15 protein-coding genes are annotated in these 14,194 nt (G+C 43.0%); 2 read left to right on the top strand and 13 right to left on the bottom strand.

Features of this window, described 5'->3' with window-relative positions; genetic code table 11:
- Nucleotides 1-26: 26 nt before the first annotated feature.
- Complete coding sequence (locus FSB73_RS01010; RefSeq protein ID WP_225974344.1) at nucleotides 27-824, top strand: GLPGLI family protein; 798 nt, start codon at nucleotides 27-29, stop codon at nucleotides 822-824.
- A 301-nt stretch (nucleotides 825-1,125) separates the two neighbouring features.
- Here FSB73_RS01010 and FSB73_RS01005 read toward each other — a convergent pair whose 3' ends face one another.
- The 10 genes from FSB73_RS01005 to FSB73_RS00970 all read right to left on the bottom strand — a co-directional run bounded on the left by FSB73_RS01005 (nucleotide 1,126) and on the right by FSB73_RS00970 (nucleotide 10,601).
- Complete coding sequence (locus tag FSB73_RS01005) at nucleotides 1,126-2,412, bottom strand: glucose-1-phosphate adenylyltransferase (protein ID WP_146779759.1); 1,287 nt, start codon at nucleotides 2,410-2,412, stop codon at nucleotides 1,126-1,128.
- 54 nt (nucleotides 2,413-2,466) lie between these two features.
- Nucleotides 2,467-3,900, bottom strand: coding sequence for a glycogen synthase (locus FSB73_RS01000; RefSeq protein WP_146779758.1), 1,434 nt, complete (start codon nucleotides 3,898-3,900; stop codon nucleotides 2,467-2,469).
- Nucleotides 3,901-4,203: 303 nt separating this feature from the next.
- Entirely contained in the window at nucleotides 4,204-4,596 is a 393-nt protein-coding gene (locus FSB73_RS26140) for a glycosyltransferase family protein (RefSeq protein ID WP_262712452.1), read from the bottom strand.
- The gene (locus FSB73_RS00995; RefSeq protein ID WP_262712451.1) at nucleotides 4,539-5,333 is read right to left on the bottom strand and encodes a lipid-A-disaccharide synthase; all 795 of its coding nucleotides are present in this window, start codon (nucleotides 5,331-5,333) and stop codon (nucleotides 4,539-4,541) included. Before FSB73_RS00995 ends, FSB73_RS26140 begins: the two co-directional genes overlap by 58 nt.
- Nucleotides 5,334-5,426: 93 nt before the next feature.
- A complete protein-coding gene (locus FSB73_RS00990) occupies nucleotides 5,427-6,284 on the bottom strand; it encodes an SAM hydrolase/SAM-dependent halogenase family protein (RefSeq protein WP_146779757.1) in 858 nt (285 codons plus the stop codon).
- A gap of 26 nt (nucleotides 6,285-6,310) precedes the next feature.
- Entirely contained in the window at nucleotides 6,311-7,117 is an 807-nt protein-coding gene (locus FSB73_RS00985; RefSeq protein WP_146779756.1) for an SDR family oxidoreductase, read from the bottom strand.
- A 335-nt stretch (nucleotides 7,118-7,452) separates the two neighbouring features.
- Entirely contained in the window at nucleotides 7,453-8,238 is a 786-nt protein-coding gene (locus tag FSB73_RS00980) for an ABC transporter ATP-binding protein (protein ID WP_146779755.1), read from the bottom strand.
- Between the two features lie 164 nt (nucleotides 8,239-8,402).
- On the bottom strand, nucleotides 8,403-9,191 hold the full coding sequence (locus FSB73_RS00975) for a diaminopimelate decarboxylase family protein (RefSeq protein WP_262712450.1): 789 nt from the start codon (nucleotides 9,189-9,191) through the stop codon (nucleotides 8,403-8,405).
- A 62-nt stretch (nucleotides 9,192-9,253) separates the two neighbouring features.
- On the bottom strand, nucleotides 9,254-9,610 hold the full coding sequence (locus FSB73_RS26135; RefSeq protein WP_262712449.1) for a type III PLP-dependent enzyme domain-containing protein: 357 nt from the start codon (nucleotides 9,608-9,610) through the stop codon (nucleotides 9,254-9,256).
- A 400-nt stretch (nucleotides 9,611-10,010) separates the two neighbouring features.
- On the bottom strand, nucleotides 10,011-10,601 hold the full coding sequence (locus FSB73_RS00970) for a porin family protein (RefSeq protein WP_146779754.1): 591 nt from the start codon (nucleotides 10,599-10,601) through the stop codon (nucleotides 10,011-10,013).
- 149 nt (nucleotides 10,602-10,750) lie between these two features.
- Between FSB73_RS00970 and FSB73_RS00965 the strand changes: the two genes are divergently transcribed.
- Nucleotides 10,751-11,284 carry a GNAT family N-acetyltransferase gene (locus tag FSB73_RS00965; protein WP_225974343.1) on the top strand — a complete coding sequence of 178 codons (534 nt, stop codon included), beginning with the start codon at nucleotides 10,751-10,753 and terminating at the stop codon, nucleotides 11,282-11,284.
- A gap of 127 nt (nucleotides 11,285-11,411) precedes the next feature.
- Here the strand turns inward: FSB73_RS00965 and pepE are convergent, their stop codons facing one another.
- From pepE to FSB73_RS00950, 3 genes are all read right to left on the bottom strand, one after another.
- Nucleotides 11,412-12,131, bottom strand: coding sequence for a dipeptidase PepE (gene pepE / locus FSB73_RS00960; protein WP_146779752.1), 720 nt, complete (start codon nucleotides 12,129-12,131; stop codon nucleotides 11,412-11,414).
- A 264-nt stretch (nucleotides 12,132-12,395) separates the two neighbouring features.
- On the bottom strand, nucleotides 12,396-12,917 hold the full coding sequence (locus FSB73_RS00955; protein ID WP_146779751.1) for a hypothetical protein: 522 nt from the start codon (nucleotides 12,915-12,917) through the stop codon (nucleotides 12,396-12,398).
- Nucleotides 12,918-12,950: 33 nt separating this feature from the next.
- Nucleotides 12,951-13,964 carry a PhoH family protein gene (locus tag FSB73_RS00950; RefSeq protein WP_146779750.1) on the bottom strand — a complete coding sequence of 338 codons (1,014 nt, stop codon included), beginning with the start codon at nucleotides 13,962-13,964 and terminating at the stop codon, nucleotides 12,951-12,953.
- Between the last annotated feature and the right edge of the window lie 230 nt (nucleotides 13,965-14,194).

Below are 14,194 nucleotides of genomic sequence, written 5' to 3'. Positions count from 1 at the left end.
AATGTTTAAAGCGTAAATAGAAAACAATGAAAAAGTATTTTATATATAATTTAATGGCAATAGTACTGGTAGTCCTATTATCCAGTCAGGCCATCAGTCAGAATGCCTTATTCTTAAATCAGGGCAATATCACTTTTGAAAAGACCACCAATGTGCTGGCCATAATGAAGGAGAATATGGGGGATGATAATGTCTGGGGAGCCAAAATGGTGGAAGCTTACGAAAAAAGCAGCCAGCCACATAGCGCTGTCCTTACTTTTAATCTGGCTTTTAATGGGAATAAAACCTTGTATACACCCGTAGAAACAGACGCTCCAAAGATTCCAATGATGGAGTTTTTGTTATCTGCAGCCGGTAATAATCAGATATATACCAATTTGGACAGTGCAAAATCGGTGGCTTATAAAAATATTTACGACGAGAGTTTTCTAATTGCAGATACACTTAGAAAGATTCGGTGGAAGATCACAGATGAAACCAGAAATATTGCCGGATTTCAGTGTAGAAGGGCTAATGCCATTGTAATGGACTCCATTTATGTGGTCGCTTTTTATACGGATATGATCCCCACCAGCGGAGGTCCGGAGTCTTTTACCGGTCTGCCTGGAATGATTTTGGGGCTGGCCCTTCCGCATAAGCATATGACCTGGTTTGCCACCAAGGTTTCTGTTAGCCCGGCAGTAGATCCAACGAACCTTGTAGCACCCAAGGGTAAAAGGAAAACGGAGACTATGACACGTAAGGCATTATATGAAAAGCTACATGGCCGTTTAAATGATTGGGGTAAAAACGGGCAGATGATTATCCAAAACGCCATGTTATAATAAAAAATAAAGAAAAGGAAACCCTGACTGCCCAAAGAGGGCAGTCAGGGGCTTAAATAAACAGAAAAATTAGTAGCACACAACCTTCATAATAAAAAATCAATATGAACACCTATATCCGAATACCGGACATGTGCACAAAGCACAAGTAATAAAGGGCCGTAACCTGCTGTTATTGCGAATCTGAGAAACTTGGCTTAAACCTGAATACCTAAAAAATAGCCCGCTGTCAGTCTTCTTTGACGGCGGGCTTCACTTTTTTATCATTAATTGCTCTGTGTAAAAAACTTTACACTAATGGTTATTTCAGGACAAAATTATCAGAGATATAACTGCCTTTTTTGATGACCACTATGCCGTCTTTAACAGTATAGAGCTCATGATCCTGATCTGGCAGTTCTGGTCCGCCAATAATGGTTACATTATTGCCAATATGGACGTTTTTGTCTACAATCGCATTTTCGATATGACAGTTTTCACCTATACCGGTTGGGGGCAGGCCAGATTCCTTTTGCGCATTGATCTGTGCCAGCGTGTCATAATAATCATTACCCATAATATAACATTTTTTCAATTCGGTCCCAAATCCGATACGGGAGCGGATGCCTACGATACACTGCTCAATGCTTTTACACAGGATAATACTGCCTTCTGCTATAACAGAGGATTTTACGCAACCAGAATTTAGTTTAGCCGCCGGAAGCATGCGCGGGCGGGTGTAAATCGCCATAGCGGCATCATAAAGGTTGATGGAGGGGATATCCTCGGTCAGATCCAGATTGGCTTCAAAGAAGGAGTGAATATTACCTATATCTGTCCAGTAGCCATCATATTGGTAGCTTCTGACCCTGTAATTGCCAATGGCTGCCGGTATAATTTCTTTCCCGAAGTCTTTGGCGCTTGGGTGCACATTAAGTAGTAAGCGGCCGATAATGCTTTTATTAAAGATATAGATGCCCATGGAAGCCATATAATCCCGGCCCTGTGCCTGCATTTGTGCACCAGTATCGCTGATCCAATCTGGCAGCAGGTCCGCAGTGGGCTTCTCAATAAAAGAAGTGATCGTTCCATCATGATCTGTTTTCATAATGCCGAACCCGCCGCTGTCCTTGGCATTGACAGGAATGGTGGCGATAGAGATTTCTGCGTGGTTTTCAATATGCTTTTCGATCATATCTTTGAAGTCAATCTGATAAAGCTGATCTCCACTGAGCACCAGAATATATTCATAATCCTGGTTCTGCAGGTGTCTGAGTGATTGACGCACCGCATCGGCGGTGCCCTGGAACCATTCAGAACTCTCAGGCGTTTGTTCTGCCGCCAGAATATCCACAAAGCCTTTACTGAAGGCACTAAAATGATAGGTGTTTTTAATGTGTTTATTCAGGGAGGCTGAGTTAAACTGGGTCAGTACGAACATTTTATAAATACCGGAGTTCATACAGTTACTAATGGGGATATCCACCAGCCGGTATTTACCGGCTATGGGTACAGCTGGTTTAGAGCGCGTGGCTGTCAAGGGGTACAAGCGAGAACCAGCACCGCCACCTAAAATGACGGCTACGACTTTATCGGAATCAAAGCTCATATTGGTGTGTTTTAAGGGATTTAGAAAATTATAGTTAGATTGTATTCGCCTTATTTAGCGAGATTGTTTATTTTGGTCAATCAATGATTGATAGAGGTCAATATATTGCGAGACGGTCTTTTCCCAACTGTGATCGATCTGCATCATTTTAAAACGCAGCGCCTCCATTTTTTTAGGCTGTGCATACAGATCCATGGCCCTGTTCATGGTCATCAGGATATCGCCAATACTGGCCTGATCAAAACAAAGGCCGTTGCCATTGTCTCCTATATCCGTAATGGTGTCTCTCAGCCCCCCTGTTCGTCTGACTAGCGGAACCGTGCCGTATCTGAGGGCATACATCTGATTTAGTCCGCATGGTTCCACCCGGCTGGGCATTAAGAGGAAATCTGCGCCTGCATAGAGCGCATGGCTGAGTTGTTCGCTATAGCCTTTATAGAAATCATAATTTGCCGGAAAATAGCCTTTGAGGCCCTGCAGTCCGGCTTCAATTTCCGGCTCACCACTGCCAAGAACAATGACATTAGCAGCGCCATTTTGCTCTCTGAGAAAGGCCGCCAGACTATCTGGCAATAAATCAGCCGCTTTTTCCCCTACTAATCGGCCAATAAAAGTAAATAGTGGTTTATCGGGATTCAGGCCAAAATTTTCGGATACTGCTTTTTTGTTAGCCCGTTTGCCAGCTGTTACCGTTTTGGCATGATAATGATGCTCAAGTAAGCCATCTGTTTGGGGGTTCCATAGTTCGCTGTCTATTCCATTTAATATGCCGCTGCATTTGCCCTTTTCATACTCAAACAGCGCTTCCAGCCCATTGGAATGAAAGCGGAGTTCCTGCAGATAGCTAGGGCTGACGGTGGTCACCGCCCAGGCGTTTTTAATGGCGCTGGCTAGTGGGTTAATGGTTTTATTCCATTCCAGCAGGCCGGATTTCCACTCATCAAAAGCCGGTAGCCAGCTGCTGTTACGCCAGTCCAGCCAGCCCTGGTATTCAGCGTTATGCACGGTTAAGACCGTGGGGACATTCTCCAGTCTTCTAAATCCGTAACCATGTTTAAAATAAAATGGCAGTAACCCTGTGTGGTAGTCATGCAGGTGGACAATATCAGGCAAAGATTTCCAGGACTGCAGCCAGGTGGCTACTGCCGTCTGAAAGGCGATAAAACGCTGGGGATCGTCCGGATAGCCATAGACTTTTGGGCGATCCAGCAGGCCATTAATATCTACCAGATAGAGATCAAAGCCTAGAGATTGGCCTTCCTCCCTGATAATTGTAAAGTTAAAATGATAGTCTCCAAGCGAGGCCTGTCCTTTATGGACAACAGCCCACTGATGGGTATTTAAAAATGGTGTCTTATACATCGGCATGACCAGCATTGCCGTGTGTCCCAGTTTTTTCTGGTATTTGGGTAAAGCACCCGCCACATCTCCCAGTCCTCCGACCTTTGCTACTGGATAGCATTCCGCCGTTACATGCAATATCTTCATACAAGTCTGCTGCCTTATTCCCTTATTCCCAAACAGGATTATCTCCTGGCTATAATTGGATAATATCGGATATTTAATAAAATTCTTCTCAGCCTAAATATACGGTATAATTGGCGATATTTTCGGCAAAACCTGACAGGTTTTATTAAATAATTATTGGCCGGGCCGTAAGGGTTTGGAAGTACGACCGCTTAATTTACCACTTGTTTGCTGTAGTGAGCAAGACACTTGGGTTATGTGCACACGTATAGCTGAAAGGTAAATTTAAGCAAACAGGCAGGTGCGCCCTGAGGCTTATGCTGTTTAACGGATAAATTCCAGTATTTGTGTGGCGGCATTGTCCGAGGCGTTACCGCCCGCTGATAAGATTTCTTTTAGTTGCGCATAATCCTTTTTCATCCGGCTACGAACAGCAGGATCTTCCAAAATACTGGAAAGCGCCTTCTTGAGTGACGTTTCATTAAAATCATCCTGGATCAGCTCTTCCACCACCAGGCGGTCCATAATCAGATTTACCAATGAAATATATTTTACTTTAATCAGGCGTTTGGCAATCTGGTAACTGATAGGATTGCCTTTATAGCAGACCACTTCAGGGACGCCAAACAGGGCGGTCTCTAATGTGGCAGTGCCACTGGTCACAAGTGCCGCTTCTGCCCTGAGTAGCAGTGCATAAGTCTTACCATTAACTGCCATGACATTGGGGTAGGGGCTAAAAAAGGCGCATAAAAATCTGCTTCCAGCGATGGTGCCATAGCCACTACAAACTGGCAGGCCGGAAAATAGCGGGCCATAGATAGCATGACCGGCAGCTTTTTTTGCACCTCTTGGCGGCGACTGCCGGCGAGGATTGCAACGATTTTTTTATGACCGACTACTTCCATTAGCTTATCTGGCAAAGGATGGCTTTCTTTATTGGCCTCAAAAGCCTGAATAGCCCCAACAAGAGGATGGCCTACATAGGTCACTGGCCAGTTAAATTTATTTTCAAAATAGGGCTTTTCGAAAGGCAATATAACCAGCATTTTGTCGATATTTTTTTTCATGGCGGGTACCCTGCTTTCTTTCCAGGCCCATACCTGTGGAGAAATATAATAGACCACTTTGAAGCCGGCTTTTTTCGCCCACCCTGCAATTCTTAAGTTAAATCCGGGATAATCTATCAGGATCAGTACGTCAGGTTTATATTGGGTAATATCGCTCTTGCAGAGATCCAGGTTTCTGAATATGGTTTTTAGATGCGTCAGCACCTCGACAAAACCCATAAAAGCCAGATCCCTATAATGTTTGACCAGGGTGGCGCCTGTGGCAGCCATCTTGTCGCCACCCCAACAGCGGACATCCGCTGTGGGATCCAACTGTTGTAAACTACGGATTAGGTTGCTGCCATGTAAATCCCCACTGGCTTCTCCTGCAATTATATAGTATTTCAAGGTGGATGGGATTTAGTTGAATGGATGAACGGTTAAAAATAGGGTACAATATTTGGTGAATAACGTGGTGGTTACGCTAAAAGAAAGTGACGCTTAGGTAAAAAAGATTCTGATTGTCTGGTAAAACCAGTTTCGCTTATTACCACCCGGTGCGCTGTCCAGTATATGTTGCACATGCTGGTTCTCCTCCTTAAAGCCTTGGAGCCCAAAAAGACCGGCCATATTGCCGCCGCGTATAGAAAGCTCCAGTAAGCCCGCTGAGTTAAAGCAGGCCAGGTATTCATCCTTGCTAACGCTACTGTAATTTTCCGAGATCTTATTAATCTGGTTACTGGAATAATTACGGCCAAAGGTGATCGCAAATAATCGACCCTTTCTGCATGCCTCAAACTCCTCGCGGGAGATATTCACAACGACATTCTCAAACTTATCTATGAAAATAATCTGGCCATCTATCCAATCATCTCCAAAAGTAGGTCGGATGGGGTAGCGTTCTACAAACTCGGTGAATTTTTGGCCAATCTGGATAGGGTAGCGGCCTTTGGAAAGCTGCCCCGCAGCCTTTGCAAAGGCCGCAAGTATTACCATGGTTGCATGCTCATCCACCTCTGGCAGTGGTATTTTAAAAACTTCTGCCGGGACTTGCCGGGTAATCATGGTCAGAATGCCATTATCCGGACAAATTATATATTGATTATTAAAGCGCGCTATAAGAAAATGCCTGTGCGCATATTCAAAAAGATTGGTGATAATAATATGAATGGTATCTTCCGGGTAGTATTTAAAGGCATTATTACAGATATAGGCTACCTCTGCAAAATTGGTGGAGGATAGCTGGTGCGTAATATCAATGATGCTACCGGAGGTGCCGCCCGAAAGCAACTGCCCCTTAAAAGCGCCGATGATAAAATCGCTGGTTCCAATATCTGTCGATAAGGTGATAATCGCCATTTGTTTAGACTTTTCAGATCTGGTTCTTATTTGATCAGACTACCGTCTTTAAAATAAAATTTATGAATCAATTTGTCTGCCAAAGAAGGAAACAGACGATTTAGCCACACAGCTTCCTTTCCCTGACTGGTCAGTATCAATGTTCTTTTTCTCTGTTCAATTGCCTTGAAAATATGTGATGCACACTCAGAAGAAGACATCATCTTTTCTTCTTTCATCAGTGATTCTGCCTCAGGCTTTGCATTTTTATTAAGGGCCACTTTGCGGATATTGGACGCTGTAAATCCTGGGCAGGCTGTCAATACATGAACGCCGCTATCTGAGAGTTCTGTTCTGACAGATTCCAGCCAGCCATTCAGGGCAAATTTGGAAGCAGAGTAACCTGAACGGCCAGGCAAACCCCTGAAACCGGCGATGGAAGAGATACCTGCTACACTGCCCTTGTTTTCTATAATAAAAGGTAACGCGAACTTTGTACAATATACGGCCCCCCAAAAATTAATATCCATCAACTTGCGCAAGGTTTCCAGTTCCGTTTCCTCAAATAAAGCCCGCATGGAGATTCCGGCATTATTGATCAATATATCAATGGTGCCATATACCTTGATGACCTTTTGAATAAATTGATTACAATCGCTCTCTTTGCTGACATCTGCGGTATGCGTTAACAACGCTTTGCTGGGATATAGGGTCTGTAATTGGTATAGTTTGTCAAAATTACGCCCACAGGTGGCGACTTTTGCACCATCCTGCAAATAGGCATGAACCAGTGCCTTGCCTATACCTTCTGAACCGCCGGTAATGACGACTACTTTATTTTTGAATGAAGCCATAACGCTGAATATTAGAAACACAAAAATATGCACTTGTTATAAGAGCACCCGTTTTGAAGGTAAATAATTTATGGCAGATGGAGAAATAATGGACATTTACCTCAAATTGCGGTCTTTTTGGCTATAGCGGCAGACGAGTGAAACAAAAGAGGGCCACAATTAGGCAGTAATGGGTTGTTATAGAGAAGACCTGATCTGACTTAGCCACTAAAAATAAACCAGCCGTGTTATCAGAGAATTTTCGAGCTAAAAATTAACGGATAATACGGCTGGCAGGGACTATAATTTACAATCATAAGGGCTTTGCCAACGACTTGCCTTGCTTTATTTTTCTTTTATTGCGTTTGATTTTTTGCCTCGTTCTCTTCCATACGCATTTTTTTTGCATCCTGCAGGAACTCGGAGGCAAATATAAAATTGTTCAGCTTTTCATCCTTAGAATAAATAATCTCCTTATTAGAGCCTTCCCATTGCTTATGGCCTTCGTACATGTAAATGATATGATCGCCAATCTCCATTACACTGTTCATGTCATGGGTAATCACAATGGTGGTCATATTATATTCTACAGTGATTTCTTTGATCAGCTTATCGATCAGCAGGGAAGTTTGTGGATCCAGCCCCGAGTTTGGCTCGTCACAAAAAAGATATTTAGGATTCAGGACAATGGCCCTGGCAATGCCAACTCTTTTTTTCATTCCGCCACTGATCTCAGAAGGATATTTTTTATGGGCATCTTCCAGATTTACCCGCGCCAGCACCTCATCTACCCGTTTATGCTTTTCAGCATTTGTCAGTTTAGAGAACATATCTAGCGGAAACATAATGTTTTGTTCCACTGTCATTGAATCAAAGAGTGCAGATCCCTGAAAAAGCATGCCTATTTGCTGACGAAGTTCTTTGCGGTCATTTTTTTCCATCGAGACAATATCTCTGCCTTCAAAAAGAATTTCTCCCTTTTCCGGTGTAAAAAGACCGACAATACATTTAGTCAGCACCGTCTTGCCACTACCACTGGAACCAATAATCAGGTTACATTTGCCTGCATCCAGCTTCATGGATACGCCCTTGATAATGGTTTTATCGCCAAAGCTTTTTTCTACGTCTTTTAATTCAATCATACTACTATTTTCAAACAGGTGGTTACGGTTCGTCTGATAAAAGTAACCGCTTAATGATTAAAGATAATCCGGGCAGCTTAGATAACCATAATCCGCCTTAGAAATTACCGTTAAATCCCTTAAAGGTGCCAGGTAGAAATGGCCACTGTGCTAAACTGCCTGCCTTAAATTACAGTAATCTGGCCACGCAACAGATCCTCATATTCATCTCTTTTACGGATCAGTTGGGCTTTGCCGTCTATGACCATTACCTCGGCCGGTCTGAGCCTGGAATTAAAGTTACTGCTCATTTCAAAACCATAAGCACCGGCGTTATAAAAACACAGCAGGTCGCCTTCATGGGTTTCGATAATCTTGCGATCCCAGGCAAAGGTATCGGTTTCACAGATATTGCCTACTACTGTATAGATTCTTTCATCCCCTGCAGGCCGGCTGATATTTTCTACACGGTGATAGGCTTCATAGAACATAGGACGGATCAGGTGGTTAAAACCAGAATCTACGCCAATAAACACCGTGGCAGTTGTTTGCTTAATAAGATTGGCTTTAACGACAAAATAACCAGATTCACTGACCAGGAATTTGCCCGGTTCAAACCAGATCTGATGTTTTTTGCCCATTTCCTTATCGTATTTAGCGAAGGCTTCGCCCACTTTTTGTCCCAGGAGTTCAACATCCGTGGAACCATCGCCCTCTTTATATGGGACCTTAAAGCCGCTGCCCAGATCCAAAAATTCCACTTGCGGAAAGTGCCGGGCAATGTCCAACATGACATCCAATCCATTTAAAAAGATGTCAATGTCTTTGATTTCACTGCCAGTATGCAGGTGCAGCCCTTTAACGTGCAATCCTGTAGACTGTACAACACGTTCAATATGGCGCATCTGGTGAATAGAAATCCCAAATTTACTGTCCACATGGCCAGTGGAAATTTTATAGTTGCCACCAGCCATAATATGCGGGTTTAACCGAATACTGATTGGATAACTCCCGCCGTATTTATTGCCAAATCGCTCTAAAAGGAAATATTGTCAATATTGATATTTACCCCCAGGTTTTTACCTTCTTCTAGTTCTGAGAAAGCCACACTGTTTGGTGTAAACATAATTTGCTTGGGTTTAAAACCAGCAGCCAATCCCAACTTCACTTCATTGATGCTGACACAATCCAGGTTGGTGCCCAGATTTTTCATGAACTTCAGGATATTGATATTGGTCAGCGCCTTACAGGCATAGAAAAACCGGGCATTAACACCTTTGAAGGCGTTTTGCAGCCGGTTATACTGACTGGAAATTTGCTCTGCATTATAAATATAGAGCGGGGTGCCATATTGTTGGGCAATCCCTAGTAACTGCTCGTGAGAAAGTTCCATTTTTAGCTTACTTAATTTAACGAATGAACGATTTTGTTGGTTTTAAAATAAACGATGCACGAAATTAAGAAACAAACGCTTCTTTGCGCAGTTTTAGCCTAAATCTTTAGGGATAATGTTAGAGATAAAATTAGCATTTGACCATAATAGCATATAAAGTGGATTGCTGCGCGGCTAAAATGTATAAAAGCGAACCGTTGTTTGCATAAAAATTAGGCGATTTTTGGGCAATGTGACTGCTTAATACCTTAGTAATCAGCGCTGGCCTTGTTCGGTTTTTAAAGGCTTTTTATCAGGTGGGGCAAAAAACAGCGGCGGACCTTCCTTTTTTTGGAATGTCCGCCGCTGGTATTTTTAAGAGGTTTTGCGGGTTGGTCCAGAAAAGACGAACCCCTGAATATTACAAGATCACATAACCAATACCCAGCTGGATCTGCTGATTGGTCCATTTGGACTTATCGGTGACATCACTAACTCTTGTATCGGACAGTCCGATATTATAGCGACCATATACTTTAAAGCCACCCAGATTCAGCTGTGCACCTAAATCAATGGCAAAATCGCCACTTTTAAAGGCCTCTTTGCCATTGTCTACCAGGCTGTTGTCTTTATTCATCAGGATACCAAATTGTGGACCTGCTTGTATAGTCAGGATCTTGGCCGGTTTAAAGTTTAATAAAATCGGGATACTGAGATAGTTCAGATGGCCTTTAGTGCCTTGGTTTAAGACATCTCCTACATCTGAACTGCTTCTCACCTGTGTCTTTGTCTGATTAAAGAGGACTTCGGGTTGGATACCCCATTTCTCCCCAATGCCCAGATCGGCAAAGAAACCAGCATGAACACCCAGATTATAACCATCCTTAAAGGGCTGGCCGTCGATTTTGCCCAAGGTAGCGCCAGCTTTAACGCCTAAATTCAGGCTCTGAGCACTTGCCCCAGTCGCCATCAGCAATAATGCTGCTGCCAAAAATAATGTGATCTTCTTCATAAATTTTGTTTTTTAATGAAATGCCCCGCTAGAAGGCATAGAATAAAATACCGAAAAACAAATCCTATTTTGAGACAAAAGTAAGGCAATACAGTTTAATTTTCCTGCAATAAGACCAAAACAAATGGGAGAAAGCCTGCACCAAAATAATGACCTTTTTTTTACTAGTTTTTTTGATCTTTGTATCCAATCAATCAAATTTCAGTACCGTCATGGAGGCCACTTATTACATCAGAGAAACTCGTTATGGGGATTTGCCCGCTATTTTAGAAATTATGAATGAATCTATCCGCAACAGTACAGCCATCTACGAAGAGGAACCCAGAAATTTGGCCTATGTGGAACACTGGCTGGAAGCGCAAAAAAAGAGTGGTATGCCTGTTTTTAGTTGCCTGCATAATGAAGCCACGGTAGGTTATGGTACCTATGGACAGTTCCGGCCAAAATATGGGTATCGGTTTAGCGTGGAACACTCTGTTTATGTAGATGAGTTTCACCGGGGCGCTGGCATCGGACAGTTGCTTTTAACAGCCCTGATTGACAGAGCAAAAGCAGACGGGCTGCACAGGATGATCGCCGGCATAGATGCCGATAATCATGGCAGTATAAGGTTTCATGAGAAAAACGGATTTGTCAAGTCAGGCCACTTAAAAGAAGTAGGCTTTAAATTTGGCCGGTTTTAGATCTGGTTTTTTACAGTTGGATCTGAGTGCCTCCCACAGGCAACAAGGTTGAACAAGGCTGAACAAGGCAAAATGTGTTGGGATAAAAATGGCCTTGTAGCTGAGCTGGCTGCTAATCAAAAAAGTATTATTTTTTAAAATTAAGCTCACTGCCGACAGGCAATTCATAGGGCTGCTTATCCCTTTCAAAGATCAGCGCCGGCTGACTGCCTTCAAGGGTGATATGTTGGCCCATGACCTGGATCCAGCTGCCCTCCGGTAGTCCTACAACAGGGGTATCGTTCTGGGTCAAAAATTCAGCGATCCTGGTTTCTCTGGTCTCACCCATATGCTGAGGAGCTGCTCTTCCAGAAATAAAATGCGGATTGATGTTAAAACCAACCAGACCCAGTGTTGCAAAGGAAGCAGGATAGACAATAGGCATATCATTGGTCGTACCCATACTGATGCCCCCTATGTTGGCGCCGGCACTGGTACCTAGATAAGGAGCGCCCTCAAGTACCCGTTGTTTTAGGGCACTCATCAGTCCTAGCTGGTGCAGTTGCTGGACCAGCACGAAAGTATTGCCGCCGCCAGTAAAGATGGCCTCGGCATTTTTGATGGCGAGAGCCGGGTCCTTAGCCGCAGCAAGGTTATCTACTGCTATACCTAAGGTCTCAAAAAAATTGGCTGCACTGGCGGTATATTGTGCATGATCTATGCCACCAGGTCTGGCATAAGGCACAAAAAGTAAACGTTTTATTCCCGCAAAATGGTTTTCCAATACGGGTCTGAGGTATTGCAGGTAGGTTTGTCCAGAAAGGGTAGAGGTGCTGCCAAGGATTATTTTTGGGATGATGCCAGTCATGTTATTAAAGTTATTTAATTGGGCTATTTGAGCTACTACTCCGTTTGTTATTCAACAAAAATAATTTTTATTTTTTAATGCCTGCGCAATTTTACGGGGTATTTGCGAAGAAAGTCCACTGCGCATATAGACGAGGCTATGATACTTAATAAATAGGAGGCCTGAAAACTTAAAATTCATTTTTAAGTTTCCAGGCCTCCTAGGATACCATGTGTTGCTTTAGCAAACAGCAACACATGGTATGCATTTTAAATTCAATAAAAATTATTTGCTCAGAGAGTCTAAAATCGGAGCTGCTGCTGAATCAACTGCGGCTTCACTTTCTCCCAGGCTATCTCCACCTTGGCCCTGCATGGCAGCACCATAGTTTTCCATAACTCTTTTGATGGTTCCTTCCAGGTCAATTTTCCAATCACCTTTTACTTTTTTCAGTACATAGGTATTGGTTGTTTCTTTCTGACCCATTACTTCTTGTTTGAAAACAGTTTTCACGTCTACGGTAGCCGTAGTATCATTTTCCATTTTCTCATTAGAGGCGGTGATTACGGCACCATCCAAAATGGCCTTGATGGAATCAGGAGCCGGATTGGATTTAGTCATCTCTTCTCCTTGGTCCAACATTGGTTGATCTTTTGTTGTTACCAGTGTTTTACCCTTGGTAAAATCATTGTGGAGCATTGCTGTTTCAAATGATTTTGCTATCTCAGAAGGGGAAGTGGATGATTTACAAGAGTACACAGTCACTGCCAACATGCAAAGGGCGCCCAGCCAAATAGATTTTTTCATTATTTTTTACATTTTCTTATGAACCTGCAAAGATTATGCATTTTTTTCTTTTACAGCGTTTTTATGGCTGAAAAAATGCTGCTCGCCGGTTTCTACCTCATCTGCCTTATTATATGCCTTGATAATTTGTTTTACCAAACGGTGGCGGACGACATCCTCCTCGTTGAGCTCAATATGGGCAATTCCGTCAATTTGACGCAGTATGGAAACGGCTTTCCAGAGCCCACTGCGTTGATTCTTAGGTAAATCGATCTGTGTTGGATCCCCCGTGATAATAGCCTTTGCATTGGCGCCAATACGGGTAAGAAACATTTTTAACTGCAGATCATTGGCATTTTGGGATTCATCCAGAATAATAAAGGCATTATCCAGGGTTCTGCCCCTCATATAAGCCAAAGGTGCAATTTCAATGGTTCGGTTACTCATATAATAACCCAGCTTATCGGCCGGAATCATGTCATCCAGGGCATCATAAAGGGGCCTTAGGTATGGATCGATCTTTTCTTTTAAATCCCCCGGTAAAAATCCTAGGCTTTCCCCCGCTTCCACTGCGGGACGGGTCAGTATGATTTTTTTGACAATTTTGTTTTTTAAGGCACGAACAGCAATAGCTACAGCTGTATAGGTCTTACCCGTACCAGCGGGTCCGATGGCAAAAACAATATCATTGTTATCTGCAGCCTGTACCATCATTTTCTGATTGGCTGTTCGGGCCCGGATCGTTTTTCCATTGGGGCCGAATACCAGTACATCGTTGGGATGTTTTTCCAGAAAATGATCCACTTTGCCTTCATCTACGCTGCCCAGAATCTCCTCAAAGTAAGCGTCACTGAGATCTCCGCTGCGCTCCATGTATTTTAGGATCAGGTTGATCTTTTCTTTGGCCTCTTCTACATATTCAGCGGCACCGCTAAGTTTGATCTGTGTACCTCTGGAAAGGATTTTTAAAAGGGGGAATCTTTTTTTGAGCAGATTTAATTTTGCATTATTGACGCCAAAAAACTCAATGGGGTTTAGTGTGTCGAGGTGTATGATGGTGTCTGTCAAAATAAAAAAATTAAAGGTTAATAATATTGTCCGACTGTCCTACTGCACATGGTAATTTGCCTGTAGCATATGAGATAGTGAACATTTTCCAAATCCAATAAAAGGCGCGGGTCGTTAAAATTAAAATAGTCGCGCCATTTTTCAATCGTCATCACAAAAGCATATGGTTGTTTTTCCTCCTTTCATTGCAATTTACGAATCTCGTGCCAGGATAAATCTTATAAGTTATT

The sequence above is a fragment of the Arachidicoccus ginsenosidivorans genome, assembly GCF_007971385.1.
Taxonomy (GTDB): Bacteria; Bacteroidota; Bacteroidia; order Chitinophagales; family Chitinophagaceae; genus Arachidicoccus; species Arachidicoccus ginsenosidivorans.
This window is presented reverse-complemented; position numbering and strand designations above follow the sequence as displayed.